Source organism: Streptomyces sp. NPDC057939, from assembly GCF_042887545.1.
In the GTDB taxonomy this organism is placed as follows: domain Bacteria; phylum Actinomycetota; class Actinomycetes; order Streptomycetales; family Streptomycetaceae; genus Streptomyces.
In genome coordinates, this window is record NZ_JBHVPG010000019.1 from 63,326 (window position 1) to 80,000 (window position 16,675).

Consider the following 16,675-nt stretch of genomic DNA (forward strand, 5'->3'; position numbering starts at 1 on the left):
GTTCATTTCCATGCAGAGTTCTTGGGTCAATTCCCCGGAGGACCCGGCGGGCGCCGCCGCTGCGACGGGGCCGGGAGCCGGCAGTGACCTGCACCTCGAACTGAGCGGCGGGGGCAGCGTGCGGGTGCGGCTGATGAACGCCCTGCGCGAGGCCATCCGTTCGGGCCGGCTCGCGCCCGGCACCGGGCTGCCGCCGTACCGGGCCCTGGCCGCCGATCTGGGCATCGCCCGCAACACCGTCGCCGGCGCCTACGCCGAACTCGTCGAGGAGGGCTGGCTGGCCGCTCGTCAGGGTTCCGGCACCCGGGTGGCCCGGCGGGCCGCCCCGCTGCGGCCGGACGGGGCGGGCGGTCCGGCCCGGCCGTCCCGCCCGCGCACCGTCCACGACCTGCTGCCCAGCTCCCCCGACGCGTCCGCGTTCCCCCGTACGGCTTGGCTCGGCGCCGCCCGGCGGGCGCTCGCCGTCGCACCGCACGACGCGTTCGGGGTCGGCGATCCGCGCGGCCGGCCGGAACTGCGCCGCACGCTCACCGAGTACCTCGCGCGGGTGCGGGGGGTGCGGACCACCCCCGAACGGATCGTGGTCTGCTCGGGGTTCGCGCACGGGCTGGAACTGCTGGGCCGGGTGCTGACCGGGCCCGTGGCCGTCGAGTCGTACGGTCTCCCGTTCCACCGGGACGTACTGGCGCAGGCGGGCCTGACGACGCTCCCGCTCACCGTGGACGCCGGCGGCGCCCTTGTCGGCGAACTGCCCGGGACCGGCGCGGAGGCCGTCCTGCTCACCCCCGCCCACCAGTTCCCGACCGGGGGCCCGCTGCATCCCGCACGGCGGGCGGAGGTCGTGGACTGGGCCCGGGCGACCGGCGGGCTGGTCGTCGAGGACGACTACGACGGGGAGTTCCGCTACGACCGCCAGCCGGTCGGGTCCGTCCAGGGCCTCGACCCCGAGCGGGTCGTCTACATCGGCTCGGCCAGCAAGAGCCTGTCGCCCGCGCTGCGCCTGGGCTGGATGGTGCTGCCCGGACGGCTCGTGGACGAGGTGCTGGCCGCCAAGGGACCCCGCGAGATGTGGTCGGGGGTGACGGACCAGCTCGTCCTGGCCGAGTTCATCGCCTCGGGCGCCTACGACCGACACCTGCGCCGGATGCGGCAGGTCTACCGGCGGCGCCGCGACCTGCTCGCGGCCCGCCTCGCGGCCGAGGCCCCGCACGTGCGGGTCGGCGGGATCGCCGCCGGGCTGCACGCCGTACTGGAACTGCCGCCGGACACCGAGGAGGCGGCCCTGCGCGCGGCCCGCCGGCAGGGCCTGGCCCTGGACGGGCTGCGGGCGTACCGGCATCCCGACAGCGCCATGCCGTCGCGCGACGGGCTGGTGCTCGGTTACGGCACCCCGCCCGAGCACGCCTTCCCGGCGGCCGTGGACGCACTGCTGCTGGCGCTGCCGGAACCGGCGGCGCGCGAGGCGCACTGACCGGTTCCCGGGCCCGGCCCGCGGCGGGGGCGTCAGGCCCGGGTGTTCCAGCCCGCGACGACCGGCAGTCCGTGTTCCGTGGACAGGGTGCTGACCGTGCCCGTGCGCAGCAGGAAGAGCCGTCCGTCCGTCGGGGGCAGCCCGAGGTAGCGGGCGGTCAGGACGCGCAGGAAGTGTCCGTGGGCCACCAGCACGACGTCGCCCCGTTCCTCGCGCAGGACCTTGGCGGCGCGCGCCAGCACCCGGTCCGCGCGGGCGCCGACCTGGGCCGCGCTCTCGCCCGGGTGGTGGGCGTCGCCCGCCGGGACGCCGTCGGTCCACAGCGACCAGTGGGGTCGGGTGCGCTGGATCTCGACGGTCGTGATGCCCTCGTAGCCGCCGTAGTCCCATTCGTGGAGGTCCGGCTCGGGGACGCCGTCGCTGAGCCCGGCGAGCTGGGCGGTGGCCACGGCGCGGCTCAGCGGGCTGGTCAGGACCAGCGCCGGTTTGCTGCCGAGGAAGAGGGGGGCCAGCGAGATGGCCTCCTCGACCCCGCGCGCCGTCAGCGGTACGTCCGTCAGCCCGGTGTGCCGTCCGTCGGCGCTCCAGGCCGTCTCCCCGTGCCTCACCAGTAGCAGATCACTCATGTGCCGGACCTTACGGCCGCATGTCGGTGACGGTCGTCCCGGGGGCGGCGTGTCACCCTCGGCAGTCATGAACACGGGTGTGCAACCGGTCCGACCGGCTCCGCTGATCGTCATGATGATGGTCCTGACCTGGGTGACCGGCATGATCGAGGCGGCCAGTCTGCTGGCCCTGGGTCCGGCCTTCACCGCGATGCAGACCGGCAACGTGCTGTTCCTCGCGTTCGGGCTGGCCCACGAGGGGAACCTGCCGGCCCTGGCGTCGGCGCTGTCGCTGGTGTGCTTCGCGGTCGGCGCGGTGTGCGGGGCGCGGCTGGAGGCGGCCATGGACGTCCGGGGGCAGCGCTGGTTGGTCACCGGGCTCGCCGTCGAGGGCACGCTGATCCTGGCCGCCGCGGGCATCGGCTGGGGGCTGGAGTCGCAGTACGGGCATCCGGACGCCCGGCACCTCACCACCACCGCCGTCCTGGCGGTCGCCATGGGGCTGCGCACGGTGACGAGCATGCGGGTCAACGTCCCCGGGGTGCCGACCACCCTGGTCACCCGGTCGATGACGGCCCTCCTCGCCGGCTCCGCCCTCGGCCACGACATGGCCCTCGGGTACGGCACCGGGTCGTGGGCGCGGCGGGCCTGGGCGGTGGCCTCGATGTTCACGGGCGGGCTGACGGGCGCCCTGCTGTTGCGGGCCGGGTGCACCGTGAACTGGTTGCTGCTGCCCGCCGCCGCGGTGGTGTTCGTGGTGGCCGCGGTGTACCTGGCACGGCCCTCGCTGCATACGGGCGGCAAGCGGTAGGCCCTTTCGGCGGCCCGGCACGGGATTCGATGCGGAAACGATGCAAGTTGGTCGAGCAGGCCGGGTTGGCGAGGCTCGGGGCATGGACGACCACGACCCGAAGGACCCCGGCCGGCGCGACGGCACCCGGATCGACGGCCCCGCCGGGTCCCTCGCCACCCTGGCTCCGGCCGGGGCTAAGGACGGGGCCGCGGAGCGGCCCGCGGATCCCGCTGCCGCCGTCGCCGTCGGATTCGCGGCGGGCGACGAGCGCTCCATGGAGGAGGTGTACCGGCGCTGGCGGCCGCTGGTGCACTCCCTCGCGCGGCGTTCGCTCGGTGACGAGCGCGAGGCGGAGGACGTGACCCAGCAGGTCTTCCTCGCCGCCTGGCGCGGGCGGGGCGGCTACCGTCCCGGGCCCGGCGGCCTCGGGGCCTGGCTCACCGGCATCACCCGCCACAAGATCGCCGACGCTCTGGAGGCGCGGACCCGGCGGGCCCGGGCGGTGGAGGCCGCCACGGTCACCGTCCACGAGCTGGCACCCTGCCCCGGCGACCCCGGCCGGCCCGAGCCCGAGCAGGTACTGGACCGGGTCCTGATCCTGAGCGAGCTGGCCCGGCTGCCCTCGGCGCAGCGGCGCGTGCTGTGCCTCGCCTTCTACGCCGACCTGAGCCAGACCCAGATCGCCGCCCGCACCGGGCTTCCGCTGGGGACCGTCAAGAGTCACATGCGGCGGGCTCTGCACCTGCTGCGCCGGTCGCTGGAGCCGGGCCCGCTGCCAGCGCCGAGATGACGTCCAGGCCCGACCGCAGCCCGAACAGGCGCTCGCCGCGCGGGGTGGGCGTGCCCGCCCAACCCGGTCCCGCCAGGAGCAGCGTCGATCGACCGCGGGCGCCGCGCAGCCCCCATTCGATGCCGGCCACCGATTGGGCCAGGCTCCGGTCGGCGGTGGTCCGGGACTGGGCCCAGAGCACGGCGGCGCGGGGGCCCGTGCGCCGCACCGCGTCGTGCAGGGCCTCGGCGGGCAGGGCCGCGCCGAACATCCGCACCGGCACGCCCCGTTCGCCGAGGGCGGCGGCGAGCGCCTCGATCGGCAGGCTGTGCAGTTCGCCGGGGGTGCACGCGAGTAGCACCGGGGCGGCCCCCGGCCGGCCGGGGGCGGGCCGGATCCGGTGCAGCGCGGCGGAGACGTGCCAGGACAGCAGGTGCTCGACCTCGATGTAACGCTCCCCCGCCGAGGCCCACTTGCGGCCGACGGCGTGCAGGGTCGGGGCGATGATGTCCTCCCAGGCGGTGACGAGGCCGTGCTCCGCGAGGGCGGCGTCCAGCAGTTCGGCCACGGCCGGCGCGTCGAGCCGTACGGCGGCCCGCGCGAGCCCCCTGCCCTCCGGCCGCACCTCCCCGAGGGGGAGGGCGCCGCGCCCGCCCGGGTTGGCGGCCGCCCTCGGGGTCCCGGCGGAGGCGTCGGGGGCTCCGCCGAGCGCGGCCCGGGCCGCCTCGGACGGGGGCACGCCCCGCGCGGTGAGGCGGCACATCAGGTCGAGGCGGGCGATGTCCTCGGGGGTCCAGCGACGGTGGCGACCGTCCTCCCGCCGGGCGGGACCGATGGCGTAGCGGCGCTCCCAGGAGCGGAGCGTGGTCGGGGAGACCCCGAGGCGCCGGGCGACGGCGCCGGTGCTGAGTGCCGCGGCGGGGAGGTCCCGCGGGGGGCCCGGGGGCGACGGCAGGGGGTCCACCGGCTCACGATACGACGCGGGGCCGGCGCGGGGCGCCCTCACTCCCCGTCCCGCCCGCGCCGGAAGCGGTCGAGGCCGTCGGCGAGCTCCACCACCGGCTCCGGGTAGTCGTACCGGGCCCGTTCGAGGCCGGTCAGCCGCCACGGTTCGTGGACGCGGGGGGCGGCCAGGCCGGCGAGTTCCGGCACCCAGCGGTGGACGTAGCGGCCTTCGGGGTCGTAACGCAGGCCCTGGCGCACGGGGTTGAGGACCCGGTTGGGTCGGGTGTCGGTGCCCGTGCCGGCCACCCACTGCCAGTTGAGCTGGTTGTTGGCGAGGTCACCGTCGACGAGCAGCTCCAGGAAGTGGCGGGCTCCGGTGCGCCAGTCCACGTACAGGGTCTTGGCGAGGAAGCTCGCCGCCAGCAGCCGGCCCCTGTTGTGCATCCAGCCCTCGTGGGCCAGTTGGCGCATCGCGGCGTCGACGACGGGGTAGCCGGTGCGGCCCTCCTTCCAGGCCAGGATCTCCTCCTCGGCGGCGGATCCGGTGCGCCAGCGGTCCTGGCGGGGCCGGTAGTCCTCGGTGACGGCGGCGGGGCGGGCGGCGAGGACCTGGTGGTGGAAGTCGCGCCAGCACAGCTGTCGTACGAAGGCCTCGGCCCCGGAGCCGCCCGCGGCTCGGGAGCGGTGGACGGCCTCGGCGGCCGACAGGGTGCCGAAGTGCAGGTGCGGGGAGAGTCGGGAGGTGGCGTCGCCCGCGAGGTCGTCGTGGACGTCCTCGTAACGCGTGATGCCGGCGCGCAGCCAGTGCGTCAGCAGGCGGCGGGCCTCACGTTCGCCGCCGCGGGCGAGACCCGGGGAGGTGCCCGTGACGTCGCCGCGGGAGGGCAGGGGTTCGGAGCCGATGTCCGGCGGTACGGGCACGGCGCGCGGGGCGGGGGCGGGGGCCCGCAGCGGAAGGTCCGACCAGCGGCGCAGGTACGGGGTGAAGACGGCGAAGTGGTCGGATCCGGCCGGGAGCACGGCACCGGGCGCGACGGCGGTGACCACCGTGTCGTGGACGTAGAGCCGGCGGCCCTGTGCTTCGAGGGCGGTGCGCAGCCGTTCCTCCCGGGCGTGGGCGTAGGCGCTCACGCCGGCCGCCATGTGCACCTCGTCGGCGTCGGCCTCCTGGACGAGGGCGCACACCTCGGCCACGACGTCCCCGGAGCGGACCACCAGCCGGCCCCCGCGTTCGCGCAGTCCGGCGTCGAGGTCGGCGAGGCAGTCGGCGAGGAAGGCCTGCCGGTTGGGCGCGGGGAAGCCGGAGGCCTCGATGGCCCGGTCGCGGACGAAGAAGGGGACGACGCGGTCGCAGGAGGAGAGGGCGGCCCGCAGCGGAGGATGGTCGTGCAGGCGCAGGTCGGAGGTGTAGAGAACCACCGCGATGTTCATCTCGGCTCCGCGTCGGGCTGGGGGGCAGGGCTTGTCGTGCGGTTCTTCGGCGGCCGGGTGCCTCCCGGATGCACGGGCGGCGGCCGCGGGGCCGGCACGGCCGTCCGGCGGCGCCCCGGCCGCCCGGCGGGCCCGTCCCCCCGGCCGCCCCGTCCCCCCGGCGGGGCCGCGTCGAATCGGCTGGTCAGCCCTCGTCGAGGCGTTCGGCGGCGCGGGCGATGTTGCGGGCCATGCCGCCGAAGACGATCGAGTGGAAGGGGGAGACGCTCCACCAGTACATGTGTCCGAGCAGGCCGTGGGGGTGGAACAGGGCCCGTTGGCGGTAGAGCGTGCGCCGGCCCGGTCCGGTTTCGGCGTCGGTCCGCCGGTCGGTCTCCTTGTCGGGGGCCGGGTCCGCGTACATCTCCAGCCAGGCCAGGCCCGGCAGCCGCATCTCCGCGCGCAGCCGGAGCAGGCGGCCGGGTTCGATCTCCTCGACCCGCCAGAAGTCGAGGGAGTCGCCGACCCGCAACCGGGCCGCGTCACGTCGGCCGCGTCGGATGCCGACTCCTCCGACGAGCCGGTCCAGCCAGCCCCGTACGGCCCAGGCCAGCGGGAAGGAGTACCAGCCGTTGTCCCCGCCGATGCCCTCCACGACCTTCCACAGGGCGGCGGGCGAGGCACCGACGGCGATCTCGCGCCGGTCGGTGTAGAGGCTGCCGCCCGCCCAGTCGGGGTCGGTGGGCAGCGGGTCGCTGGGGGCGCCGGGCAGGGACGCCGAGGACCAGCGGGTGGTCACGTCGGCCTCCCGGACCCGCTGGAGGGCCAGGTCGAGGGCCCGGTCGAAGCCGATGGGCGTGCCGGGCGGGTCGGGGACCCACTCGGCGATGTCGTGCTCGTCGCAGACCACCTCGTGGCGCAGCGATTCGGCGAGCGGCCGGGCCAGCGCCCTCGGCACCGGGGTGACCAGGCCGATCCAGTGGCTGGACAGCCTCGGGGTCAGCATCGGGACGCGCACGATGAGCCGTTTGGGGAGTTCGGCGACGGTGGCGTAGCGGCGCATCATCTCCTCGTACGTGACCACGTCCGGGCCGCCGACGTCGAAGGCCCGGCTGACCTCGGGCGGCATCGAGGCGCTTCCGACGAGGTAGCGCAGGACGTCGCGGACGGCGATGGGCTGGATGCGGGTGCCGACCCAGCTGGGGGTGACCATGACGGGCAGCCGTTCGGTGAGGTAGCGCAGCATCTCGAAGGAGGCCGAGCCGGAGCCGATGATGACGGCGGCGCGCAGGACGGTGGTGGGCACCCCGGAGGCCAGGAGGATGTCGCCGACCTCGGCGCGGGAGCGCAGGTGCGGGGAGAGGTCGCGGGGCGGGATCCCGGCCGGGGTGAGTCCGCCGAGGTAGACGATGCGGCGGACACCGGCCGCGCGGGCCTGTTCCGCGAAGATCCGGGCGGCGGTGCGGTCGCGGTCCTCGAAGTCGTGCCCGGTGCCGAGGGCGTGGACGAGGTAGTAGGCGACGTCGATGCCGCGCAGGGCCGACGCGATCGACGCGGCGTCGGTGACGTCGCCGCGCACGACCTCGGCCCGGCCCGCCCAGGGGTGGTCGCGCAGCCGTTCCGGGGACCGGGCCAGGCAGCGGACGCGGTGGCCCGAGTCGAGGAGTTCGGGCACCAGGCGGCCGCCGATGTAGCCGGTGGCCCCGGTGACCAGGCAGTGCGGTCCGGTCATGGTCGTCTTCCCTCCGTCGTGGCCGGTTCATCGTCGCCGGTCCCGGCCCGGCGCGCCCGTCGTGACGGGCGGTCGGCCCACCCGGCGTCCGCGCCTTCCGTACGGGTTTCGGGCGGACCCGACCCGCCGGATGCGCGCCGCAGGCCCGGGGCGGGTCCGGTGGGCGGCACAAGGGGACAACCGGGATGTTTCGCCCGGGACACATCCGGAGCCCCCTCCGGCTCCGAAGTACCGGCGAAGGCGAAGGAGGGAGCGGGATGAGCGAACGAGGACGACCGCGCACCGCCGTGATCGGCGGCGGCGTATCGGGGCTGACGGCGGCGTACGTACTGGCACGCGGCCACGAGGTGACGCTGTACGAGGCGGACGACCGGCTGGGCGGGCACGCCCACACCCACGAGGTGAAGGGCCCCGACGGGCAGGTCCGGTCGGTGGACTCGGGTTTCATCGTGCACAACGACCGGACGTACCCGCACCTGCTGCGGCTCTTCCGCGAGCTGGGCGTGGCCACCCGGCCGACGACGATGAGCCTGTCGGTGCACTGCGAGGGCTGCGGGTTGGAGTACGCGGGCGCTCGGGGGCCTCGGGGGCTGTTCGCCCGGCCCGGGGGTTCGCTGCGCCCCGCGTACCTGCGGATGCTGGCGCAGGTGCCGGTCTTCCACCGGCAGGCCCGGCGGCTGCTGACCGCGCCCGAGGGGACCCGTGAGCCGACGCTGGGCGAGTTCCTGGAGCGGGGCGGCTTCGGCGCGTACTTCACCGGGCACTTCGCGATCCCGCTCGTGGCCTCGGTGTGGTCCTGCCCTCCGGGCACCGCGTTGCGCTACCCGGCCCGCTACCTGTTCCGTTTCCTCGCCCACCACGGGCTGCTGTCGGTGGGCGGTTCGCCGAGCTGGCGCACGGTCGAGGGCGGTTCGGCCCGGTACGTGGAACGGGTGCGGGAGGAGCTGGGCGCGGGCGCCGTGCGGGTGGCCAGCGCGGTGCGGGAGCTGGCCCGGACCCCCGAGGGGGTGCTGGTCACCACCGCGGACGGGACGCGGGCCCGGTACGACTCGGTGGTCGTGGCCGTCCACGCCGACCAGGCGCTGCGGATGCTGGCCGATCCGACGGACGCGGAGCGGGAGGTGCTCGGCGCGTTCGGCTACTCCCGCAACCGGACGGTCCTGCACACCGACGCGTCGGTGCTGCCGCGCTCGGCGGGCGCCCGGGGCTGCTGGAACTACCGGTTGTCGGCGTGCCGCCCGGACGAGGAGGTACCGGTGCAGGTCAGCTACGACATGAACCGCCTCCAGGGGCTGGACGCGCCGGAGCCGTACGTGGTGACGCTGGGGGCCGACGAGCGGGTGCGGCCCGATCTCGTGCTGGCCGAGATGGTCTACGAGCATCCGGTCTACACGCCGGAGTCGGTGGCGGCGCAGCGCCTGCTGCCGGGGCTGTCGGGGCCGGTGACGGCCTTCGCCGGGGCCTACCACGGGTGGGGGTTCCACGAGGACGGCTGCCGCTCGGGCGTCGAGGCTGCGGCCGCGTTGGGGGTGGGCTGGTGAGGGCCGCGCTGTACGAGGCGGACATCCGGCACGTGCGGGCCGGCGGGCCCTCGTACGGGATGCGGCACCGCACCTACCTGTGGCTGGTGGACCTGGCGGAGCCGCCGCGCCTGCCGTGGCCGGTGCGCGTCCTCGCCCGTTTCGAGGCCCGTGACCACTTCGGTGGCGGGGAGCCGAGCATCCGTGCCGGGCTGGACCGTTTCCTGGCCGCGCGCGGGGTCGTGCTGCCGGCGGGGGCACGGGTGTCGATGCTGGCGCACGCCCGGGTGCTCGGCTTCGTCTTCAACCCGCTCTCGGTGTACTGGTGCCGGGCCCCCGACGGTGCGCTCCTGCACGTGGTCGCCGAGGTGCACAATACGTACGGCGGCCGGCACTGCTACCTCCTGGGCCCGGAAGCCGCGCGGGGGGCGGTGGGGATCCCCAAGGAGTTCTACGTCTCCCCCTTCCTCGGAATGGACGGTGACTACCGGATGCGGATGCCCGAGCCGGGGGCGGAGCTCGCGCTGAGCGTGCGACTGGCGGGCGGTTCCGACGGGGCGGGGCTCACGGCGACCGTGCGCGGAAGCCGCCGTCCGGCGGGCGTGCGGGGCGTGCTGCGCGCCGTGCTGCGTCACCCGTGGTCGACGGCGGCCGTCGCGGCGGGCATCCGGTTCCACGGGATCCGGCTGTGGCTGCGCGGGGCGGCCGTCCGGCCGAGGCCGCCGCACGTGCCCCAGGCGGGGATGTCGGTGGGCGGCGCGGGGGGAACGCGATGAACTGGGGCGCCTTCGGGCTCAATCTGGCCGTGTCGGCGGGGGCGGCCCTCGCCGTGATGCTCGTGGCCTTCGTGGTGGGCGTCCGTACGGGGCTGCACCGGGTCGTCGACGTGGCGTGGGGCGCGGCCTTCGCCGCGGTGGCGATCGCCACGTACGCGATGTCGGGCGGAGGCGTCGGACGCGGTCTGCTCCTGACGGTGCTCACGGTGGTCTGGGGTCTGCGTCTGGCGGCGCACATCGCGTGGCGGAGTCGGGGTCACGGCGAGGACCCGCGGTACGAGCGGATGCTGGCCCGGGCCCCGGGGAACCGGAACCTGTACGCGCTGCGCAAGGTCCACCTGCTCCAGGCTGCGCTGGTCTGGCTCATCTCGCTGCCGGTGCAGGCGGGGTCGTACGTGACCGGCGGTACGGGCGCGCCCGCGCTCGCCCTGGCCGTCGTGGGGACGCTGCTGTGGGCGACGGGTGTCACCTTCGAGGCGGTGGGCGACCACCAGCTGGCCCGGTTCAAGGCGGATCCCGCGAACCGGGGGAAGATCATGGACCGGGGCCTGTGGTCGTGGACCCGGCATCCGAACTACTTCGGCGACTTCTGCGTGTGGTGGGGCCTCTTCCTGGTGGCGGCCGGGTCGGTGCAGGCGGCCGCGGTGTCCGTCGTCGCGCCGCTGGTGATGTCCTACCTGTTGACCGCGGGAAGCGGGAAACGGCTGCTGGAGCAGCACATGGCGGGTCGGCCGGGATACGCCGAGTACCTGGCGCGGACCAGCGGTTTCCTACCGCGGCCTCCGCTCCGGCACGGCCGCGGCCAATCCGGATGAACCGGGCCATTGGTACAGTCGCGGCATGGCCGTGGACGAGCTCGACACCCGGATCCTGCGCCTGCTGATCGAGCAGCCGCGCACCAGCGTCCGGGAGTACGCCCGGATCCTCGGGGTGGCGCGGGGAACGCTCCAGGCCCGGATGGACCGACTGGAACGGACCGGGGTGATCACCGGGACCGGTCCGGTGCTCTCCCCCGCCGCCCTCGGGCACCCCGTACTGGCCTTCGTGCACATCGAGGTGACCCAGGGGCACCTCGACGAGGTCGGCGACGCGTTGGCCGCCGTGCCCGAGATCATCGAGGCCTTCTCCATCACGGGCGGCGGCGACCTGCTCACCCGCGTCGCGGCCCGGGACAACGCACACCTGGAGGACGTCATCCAGCAGCTGATCCGGCTGCCGGGCGTGGTCCGCACGCGGACCGAGGTGGCGCTGCGCGAACGGGTCGCGCACCGGCTGCTCCCCCTGGTCGAAGCCGTGGGCAGGACAGCGCGCAAACCCTGACAGGATGGTGTGGACAGGCACACGACCGGCAGGACGGGCACAGCGGATGATTTCCGTCATATTCGATCTCGACGGCACCCTCGTGGACAGCGAGCCGAACTACTACGAATCGGGCCGCCTCACCCTTGAGCGGTACGGCGTCCCCGATTTCACGTGGGAGCAGCACTCCCGCTTCATCGGCATCGGCACCCTGGAAACGCTGGAGATCCTCAAGGAGCGCTACGGGCTTTCGGCGCCCGTCGACCAGCTGCTCGCGGAGCAGAACGCCGCCTACCTGGAGCTGGCCCGCACCCGGACCGTGGCCTTCCCCGAGATGCGCCGGTTCGTGGAACGGCTGCACGCGCGGGGCGTCCCGATGGCCGTCGCCTCGGGCTCCTCCCGCGAGGCCATCGACGCGGTCCTGGTGGGCACCGGCCTGGACGCGCTGCTGACGACGGTGGTCTCCGCCGAGGAGGTCGCGCACGGCAAGCCCGCTCCCGACGTGTTCCTGGAGGCGGCCCGCCGGCTGGGCGCCGCGCCCGCCGACTGCGTGGTGATCGAGGACGCGGCGCCCGGCGCGGAGGCCGCCCGCGCGGCCGGCATGGCCTGCGTGGCGGTCCCCTACGTGGCGGACACCGCGTCCGACCCGGCCTTCGCGTCCTCGGGCCTGCTCTTCGCGGGCGGCCAGGCGCAGTTCAGCGCGGACGCGGCCCACGACTGGCTGACCGCGCACGGGGCCGGCCGCGGCGCGGCCTGACAGGAGCCCGCGTACGGACCCTGGTGACCTCCGGCACGCGCTGTCACCATGCCCGCGTGACCGCCATACCACTGCCCCCGGGAGCCGAGCGCGGACCGCGCCGGTGGCCCCTCGTCGGGAACCTGCCGGCCTTCGCCCGTGATCCGCTGGCCTTCTTCGAGTCGCTGCGCGACGAGTACGGCGACTGGGTGCCGTGGGCCCTCGGCCCGCGCCGCAACGTGCTCGTCTCCCGGCCCGAGCACGCCGGCGAACTGCTCGGCGCCGTCGAGGGCACCTTCCGACCGACCGAACTGGGCTGGGCGTTCCGCAGCCTCCTGGGCAACGGTGTCGTCGTCGCCACCGGGGACGACTGGCGGCGCAAGCGGGCACTGGTCCAGCCCGCCGTGCGCCCCCGGCAGGTGCGCGCGTACGCCGCCACCATGGTCGAGTGCGCCGACGCGCTGGCCTCCGGCTGGACCCCGGGGAGCCGCGTCGACGTCCACCGGGAGATGGCCGGGCTCACCCAGCGGATCGCGGTGCGCACCCTGTTCGGTGGTGACGCGGCCGGTCGGGGGGGTCCGATCAGCGCCGCCATGGCGACCGCCCAGCGGGAACTCGGGGCGGAGTTCAGGGGGCTGACGCTGTTCCTGCCCCCGTGGGTGCGCACGCCGGGACGCCGGCGGATGCGCACGGCGGTGGCCGTCCTCGACCGGGAGATCGAGCACGTCGTACGGGAGCACGAGGCGGCCGCGGCGGCCGGCGAGGACCGCGACGACCTGCTGAGCCGGCTGCTCGCGGCCCGCGACCCGCACGGGGAGCCGCTGTCGCGCACCGAACTGCGGGACGAGGCCGTCACGCTCTACATCGGCGGCCACGAGACCACCTCCACCACCTTGACCTGGGCCTGGCAGCTGTTGTCGACGACACCCGACGCGAGGGCCAGGTTGTCGGAGGAACTGGACCGGGTGCTCGGCGGGCGGCTGCCGACGTACGAGGACTACACCCGGCTGCCCTGGACCCGGCAGGTGGTCAAGGAGGCCCTGCGGATCTACCCGCCGATCTGGCTGATCTCGGCGGTGGCCACCGAGGGCGCGCGGCTCGGCGGGCGGCCGGTGCCGGCCGGGACGTCGGTGTGGACGAGCCCCTGGTCACTGCACCGCGACAGCCGCTGGTTCCCCGACCCGCTGGCCTTCCGGCCCGAGCGGTGGGACCCGGACGCCCCGAGGCCGGTGCCCGAGCACGCCTGGATCCCGTTCGGCGGTGGACCGCGCGCCTGCCTGGGGGCGCGGTTCGCGCTGGTCGAGGCGGCGCTCGTGCTGGCGGTGCTGGGGCAGCGCTTCCACCTCGACACGGGGCCGGAACCGGCGAAGGTGTTCCCGGGGCTCACCCTCCAGCCGGTGGGGCCGGTCCAGGCGACGGTCCGCGCGCGCTGAAAGGCCGCTGCCGGGCCGTGGAGGCGGGCGGGCCACGCGGGCGGGCGCCGCGGCGGACTCGGGCGGCCGTCGGAACTGCCCCGGGAACTGCCCCTCCGGTCCGAAATCCGCTCCTAGTCTCGGGCCTCGGCGGCGGGACAGCGCGCCGCCCCGGACCAGGAAAGGGCTCGATGGAAATGAAGAAGAACAAACTGGCGGCCGGCGGCGCCGCGGTCGTGATGGCCGCGGGGATCGCGATCACGGCGGTCGGGGCGGCGAACGCGGCCGGCGGCGCCTCGTCCGGCAGCGCGCGGATCACCTCCGTGGAGCAACTGCACGAGAACCTCGCGCAGGCGGTGGCGCACGAGCAGGCCCTCGGACTCCAGGGCACCATCGGCGGCCCCGTCGGCCGTGAGGTGCTCGCCTCGTACGACGCGGTCGAAGGCTGACGGGACGGTGAGCACCGTGGGTAGCGAGCAGACCTCGGCCACCGCGCCGACCTGGTGTCCGAGCGGCGAGGCCGGGGCTCCCGAGTCCGTCGTCCTCGGCGTCCGTTCGGCGGCCGACGGCCGGGTGGTGTACCTCGCCGACCCGGTCCCGGCGCCGGAAGTCCTCTCGACCCTCCCGGACGGGATCGAGCCGACGCGGGTCCTGCGCTTCGCCTCGCACTGCGTCTCCGCCTGCGTGAACCGGCGGGGCGACGACTGTGCGCTGGTGGAGCGCGTCCTGGCCCTGCCCGCGGCCGACCCGGACGCGCGTGCGGTCCCACGGTGCCACCTCCGCAACCGGTGCCAGTGGTGGCAGCAGACGGGCGTGGACGCGTGCCACCGCTGCCCGGCCGTCACCACGGCCACCTTCCGGGAGGACGAGCTCGCCACCCTGGTGGCGGACCCGTCGACCACCCCGGAACAACTGGCGGCGTGGATCAGGGATTCGGCCTGACCGCACCGCCTCCCGACGGTCCGCCACCCGGCGGCCCGTCGGACGTTCTTCCTCGCCGCGGGCGGGTCGGGCCGCGTTTCCGGCCCCGCCCGCGGCGCTCTCCGTACGGCCCCGGGCCGCGGGTGCGCCGCTGCGGGCGGGAAGATCCGGTGGACGACCGGAGTTGGTAGAACCGTGAACGAAATGGCGCGGTACGCGGAAGCACCGGCAGAGGTGGACGTCGTGGTCGTCGGCGCCGGTCAGGCGGGCCTGTCCAGCGCCTACCACCTGGCCCGGGCCGGCATCGACCACGTGGTGCTGGACCACGCGCCGCGCCCCGGCGGGGCCTGGCAGTTCCGGTGGCCCACGCTGACCTACGGCAAGGTGCACGGGATGCACGCGCTGCCGGGCATGGAACTGACCGGCGCCGATCCGTCGCGGCCCTCCTCCGAGGTGATCGGCGCGTACTTCGCCGCCTACGAGGACCGCTTCGACCTGCGCGTACGCCGCCCCGTGGACGTCTCGGCGGTGCGCGGGGAAACGTCGGGACGGCTCCTGGTGGAGTCCTCGGCGGGCACCTGGTCGGCGCGCGCCCTGATCAACGCCACCGGCACCTGGGACCGGCCGTTCTGGCCCCGCCACCCCGGCCAGGAGCTGTTCCGGGGGCGCCAACTGCACACGGCGAACTATCCGGGACCCCAGGAGTTCACCGGGGCCCGCGTGGTGGTCGTGGGCGGGGGCACCTCGGCGGTCCAGCACCTGCTGGAGATCGCCGGGACCGCGACGGAAACCACCTGGGTCACCCGCCGGCCGCCCGTCTTCCGGGACGGCGCCTTCGGCGAGGCCGAGGGCCGGGAGGCGGTGGCGCGCGTGGAGGAACGGGTCCGTCGGGGGCTGCCGCCGCGGAGCGTGGTCGGCGTGACCGGACTGGCGCTCACCGACGCCGTCCGGGCCGGACTGGACTCCGGGGTGCTGGAGCGGCTCCCGATGTTCGACCGGATCACCGCGTCCGGAGTCGCGTGGGGCGACGGCCGGCGCGTGGACGCCGACGTGATCCTGTGGGCCACCGGCTTCCGGGCCGCCCTCGACCACCTGGCGCCGCTGCGGCTGCGCGAGCCCGGCGGCGGCATCCGGGTCGAGGGCACGAGGGTGGTCCGCGACGAGCGGATCCACCTGGTCGGCTACGGCCCCTCGGCCTCGACGATCGGCGCCAACCGCGCGGGCGGCGCCGCGGTCCGCGAGATCCGCAGGCTGCTGACCCGAGCCCCGGAACCGGCCGCGGCCGGCGGGTAGCGCAGGAGGAGCGGGGAGTCGGGTCGGCGGCGGGGCTCAGGTGGTCCGCGCGGCCGGGGAGGAGGCGCCGCGGGCGGCCGGGGTCGAGGTCTCGCGGACGGCCGGTGGACGGGCCCCTCGGGCGGCCGGGGTCGCGGCATCACCGGCGGCCGGCGGGCCCGCCGCGGCCCGCAGCCGGTTGAAGTCCGCGACGTGCTTCTTGTGCTCCTCGTACGTCGCGGAGAACCGGGTGTCCCCGGGCTTGACCGTGACGAAGAACAGCCAGTCCCCCGGGGTGGGTGCGACCGCCGAGGCCATGGCCCGCAGGCCGGGACTGTCGATCGGGGTGGGGGGCAGGCCCTGGCGTTCGTACGTGTTGAACGGGTGGTCGATCCGGGTGTCGCTGAGCTTGGTGTCGACCGTGGTGCGGTTGAGCGCGTAGTTGATGGTGGAGTCCATCTGGAGCGGCATCGACTTCGCGAGCCGGTTGTGCACCACCCGCGCGACCTTCCCCATGTCCGCGGGGGTGTCCGCCTCCGCCTCGATGATGCTGGCGAGGGTGGCCGTCTGGTAGGGGGTCATGCCGTGCGCCCTGCCGCCGTCGGCGACGGCCTTCGTGGCGAGCTTCTGGTTGGCCGTGCGCACCATGTACGCGAGCAGCGTGCCCGGGGTGGTCTTCGAGGTCACCGGGTACGTCGCCGGGAAGAGGTAGCCCTCCGGGTTCCCCTTGGCCTCCGGGGGCAACTCCAGCCCGGCCGTGGGCACGGCCGCCTTGGTGGAGCCGGCCGGGAGCCCGAGCGCGCGGTCGACCGCGGTGTAGACCTGCGGGGCCCGCCATCCTTCGGGGATCGCCAGCTGACGCGGCTTCTCGGGCGGCTGCGCACGGGGGAACAGCGGGAGCAGGACCGCCACCCCCAGCGCGATCAGCGTGCCGAGGAAGAAGGCGAGACGGCCCCGGCGAGTGAGCCGGGGGCGGCGCTGTGGCTGCCGGTACTCAAGACGCATACGCGCACG

17 protein-coding genes are annotated in these 16,675 nt (G+C 75.3%); 12 read left to right on the forward strand and 5 right to left on the reverse strand.

All coding sequences use genetic code 11. From position 1 onward, the window contains the following. The first annotated feature begins 10 nt into the window (after positions 1 to 10). Positions 11 to 1,471, forward strand: coding sequence for a PLP-dependent aminotransferase family protein (locus tag ACFVS6_RS21455; RefSeq protein WP_389705901.1), 1,461 nt, complete (start codon positions 11 to 13; stop codon positions 1,469 to 1,471). A 32-nt stretch (positions 1,472 to 1,503) separates the two neighbouring features. Here ACFVS6_RS21455 and ACFVS6_RS21460 read toward each other — a convergent pair whose 3' ends face one another. Further along, positions 1,504 to 2,097 (reverse strand): histidine phosphatase family protein, encoded by a 594-nt coding sequence (locus tag ACFVS6_RS21460; protein ID WP_389705903.1) that lies wholly within the window; start codon positions 2,095 to 2,097, stop codon positions 1,504 to 1,506. A 67-nt stretch (positions 2,098 to 2,164) separates the two neighbouring features. Between ACFVS6_RS21460 and ACFVS6_RS21465 the strand changes: the two genes are divergently transcribed. Then, positions 2,165 to 2,887, forward strand: a complete 723-nt coding sequence (locus tag ACFVS6_RS21465) for a YoaK family protein (RefSeq protein ID WP_389705904.1) — start codon at positions 2,165 to 2,167, stop codon at positions 2,885 to 2,887. An 82-nt stretch (positions 2,888 to 2,969) separates the two neighbouring features. Further along, complete coding sequence (locus ACFVS6_RS21470; RefSeq protein ID WP_389705906.1) at positions 2,970 to 3,659, forward strand: RNA polymerase sigma factor; 690 nt, start codon at positions 2,970 to 2,972, stop codon at positions 3,657 to 3,659. Here ACFVS6_RS21470 and ACFVS6_RS21475 read toward each other — a convergent pair. The 3 genes from ACFVS6_RS21475 to ACFVS6_RS21485 form a co-directional block, all read right to left on the reverse strand. After that, complete coding sequence (locus tag ACFVS6_RS21475; protein WP_389705908.1) at positions 3,583 to 4,602, reverse strand: MerR family transcriptional regulator; 1,020 nt, start codon at positions 4,600 to 4,602, stop codon at positions 3,583 to 3,585. The genes ACFVS6_RS21470 and ACFVS6_RS21475 overlap by 77 nt on opposite strands. Before the next feature lie 38 nt (positions 4,603 to 4,640). Next, positions 4,641 to 6,014 carry a cryptochrome/photolyase family protein gene (locus tag ACFVS6_RS21480; RefSeq protein WP_389705909.1) on the reverse strand — a complete coding sequence of 458 codons (1,374 nt, stop codon included), beginning with the start codon at positions 6,012 to 6,014 and terminating at the stop codon, positions 4,641 to 4,643. A gap of 184 nt (positions 6,015 to 6,198) precedes the next feature. Then, complete coding sequence (locus ACFVS6_RS21485; RefSeq protein WP_389705911.1) at positions 6,199 to 7,725, reverse strand: SDR family oxidoreductase; 1,527 nt, start codon at positions 7,723 to 7,725, stop codon at positions 6,199 to 6,201. A gap of 257 nt (positions 7,726 to 7,982) precedes the next feature. Here ACFVS6_RS21485 and ACFVS6_RS21490 point away from each other — a divergent pair, with 257 nt between their 5' ends. The 9 genes from ACFVS6_RS21490 (at position 7,983) to ACFVS6_RS21530 (ending at position 15,682) form a co-directional block, all read left to right on the forward strand. Beyond that, positions 7,983 to 9,266 carry an NAD(P)/FAD-dependent oxidoreductase gene (locus tag ACFVS6_RS21490; protein WP_389705913.1) on the forward strand — a complete coding sequence of 428 codons (1,284 nt, stop codon included), beginning with the start codon at positions 7,983 to 7,985 and terminating at the stop codon, positions 9,264 to 9,266. Continuing rightward, the gene (locus ACFVS6_RS21495; RefSeq protein ID WP_389706010.1) at positions 9,260 to 10,021 is read left to right on the forward strand and encodes a DUF1365 domain-containing protein; all 762 of its coding nucleotides are present in this window, start codon (positions 9,260 to 9,262) and stop codon (positions 10,019 to 10,021) included. The genes ACFVS6_RS21490 and ACFVS6_RS21495 overlap by 7 nt, the downstream gene beginning before the upstream one ends. Next, positions 10,018 to 10,836: a DUF1295 domain-containing protein gene (locus ACFVS6_RS21500; protein WP_389705914.1), complete on the forward strand. Its 819-nt coding sequence runs from the start codon at positions 10,018 to 10,020 to the stop codon at positions 10,834 to 10,836. Before ACFVS6_RS21495 ends, ACFVS6_RS21500 begins: the two co-directional genes overlap by 4 nt. 25 nt (positions 10,837 to 10,861) lie before the next feature. After that, a complete protein-coding gene (locus tag ACFVS6_RS21505) occupies positions 10,862 to 11,341 on the forward strand; it encodes an Lrp/AsnC family transcriptional regulator (protein ID WP_281207411.1) in 480 nt (159 codons plus the stop codon). A gap of 46 nt (positions 11,342 to 11,387) precedes the next feature. Then, a complete protein-coding gene (locus ACFVS6_RS21510; RefSeq protein ID WP_389705916.1) occupies positions 11,388 to 12,077 on the forward strand; it encodes an HAD family hydrolase in 690 nt (229 codons plus the stop codon). A 56-nt stretch (positions 12,078 to 12,133) separates the two neighbouring features. Then, on the forward strand, positions 12,134 to 13,489 hold the full coding sequence (locus ACFVS6_RS21515; protein WP_389705918.1) for a cytochrome P450: 1,356 nt from the start codon (positions 12,134 to 12,136) through the stop codon (positions 13,487 to 13,489). Positions 13,490 to 13,659: 170 nt separating this feature from the next. After that, entirely contained in the window at positions 13,660 to 13,917 is a 258-nt protein-coding gene (locus ACFVS6_RS21520) for a hypothetical protein (RefSeq protein ID WP_385571479.1), read from the forward strand. Positions 13,918 to 13,933: 16 nt separating this feature from the next. Then, on the forward strand, positions 13,934 to 14,410 hold the full coding sequence (locus ACFVS6_RS21525) for a hypothetical protein (RefSeq protein WP_389705920.1): 477 nt from the start codon (positions 13,934 to 13,936) through the stop codon (positions 14,408 to 14,410). Between the two features lie 183 nt (positions 14,411 to 14,593). Then, a complete protein-coding gene (locus tag ACFVS6_RS21530) occupies positions 14,594 to 15,682 on the forward strand; it encodes an FAD-dependent oxidoreductase (RefSeq protein ID WP_389706012.1) in 1,089 nt (362 codons plus the stop codon). A 36-nt stretch (positions 15,683 to 15,718) separates the two neighbouring features. Here the strand turns inward: ACFVS6_RS21530 and mltG are convergent, their stop codons facing one another. Continuing rightward, positions 15,719 to 16,666: an endolytic transglycosylase MltG gene (mltG, locus tag ACFVS6_RS21535; RefSeq protein WP_389705922.1), complete on the reverse strand. Its 948-nt coding sequence runs from the start codon at positions 16,664 to 16,666 to the stop codon at positions 15,719 to 15,721. Positions 16,667 to 16,675: the final 9 nt, after the last annotated feature.

Bases quoted from the DNA above. Each gene is read 5' to 3' on its own strand.
- ACFVS6_RS21455 (WP_389705901.1), top strand. From the start codon at position 11: ATGCAGAGTTCTTGGGTCAATTCCCCGGAGGACCCGGCGGGCGCCGCC.
- ACFVS6_RS21460 (WP_389705903.1), bottom strand. From the start codon at position 2,097: ATGAGTGATCTGCTACTGGTGAGGCACGGGGAGACGGCCTGGAGCGCC.
- ACFVS6_RS21465 (WP_389705904.1), top strand. From the start codon at position 2,165: ATGAACACGGGTGTGCAACCGGTCCGACCGGCTCCGCTGATCGTCATG.
- ACFVS6_RS21470 (WP_389705906.1), top strand. From the start codon at position 2,970: ATGGACGACCACGACCCGAAGGACCCCGGCCGGCGCGACGGCACCCGG.
- ACFVS6_RS21480 (WP_389705909.1), bottom strand. From the start codon at position 6,014: ATGAACATCGCGGTGGTTCTCTACACCTCCGACCTGCGCCTGCACGAC.
- ACFVS6_RS21485 (WP_389705911.1), bottom strand. From the start codon at position 7,725: ATGACCGGACCGCACTGCCTGGTCACCGGGGCCACCGGCTACATCGGC.
- ACFVS6_RS21490 (WP_389705913.1), top strand. From the start codon at position 7,983: ATGAGCGAACGAGGACGACCGCGCACCGCCGTGATCGGCGGCGGCGTA.
- ACFVS6_RS21500 (WP_389705914.1), top strand. From the start codon at position 10,018: ATGAACTGGGGCGCCTTCGGGCTCAATCTGGCCGTGTCGGCGGGGGCG.
- ACFVS6_RS21505 (WP_281207411.1), top strand. From the start codon at position 10,862: ATGGCCGTGGACGAGCTCGACACCCGGATCCTGCGCCTGCTGATCGAG.
- ACFVS6_RS21510 (WP_389705916.1), top strand. From the start codon at position 11,388: ATGATTTCCGTCATATTCGATCTCGACGGCACCCTCGTGGACAGCGAG.
- ACFVS6_RS21520 (WP_385571479.1), top strand. From the start codon at position 13,660: ATGGAAATGAAGAAGAACAAACTGGCGGCCGGCGGCGCCGCGGTCGTG.
- ACFVS6_RS21530 (WP_389706012.1), top strand. From the start codon at position 14,594: ATGGCGCGGTACGCGGAAGCACCGGCAGAGGTGGACGTCGTGGTCGTC.
- mltG (WP_389705922.1), bottom strand. From the start codon at position 16,666: ATGCGTCTTGAGTACCGGCAGCCACAGCGCCGCCCCCGGCTCACTCGC.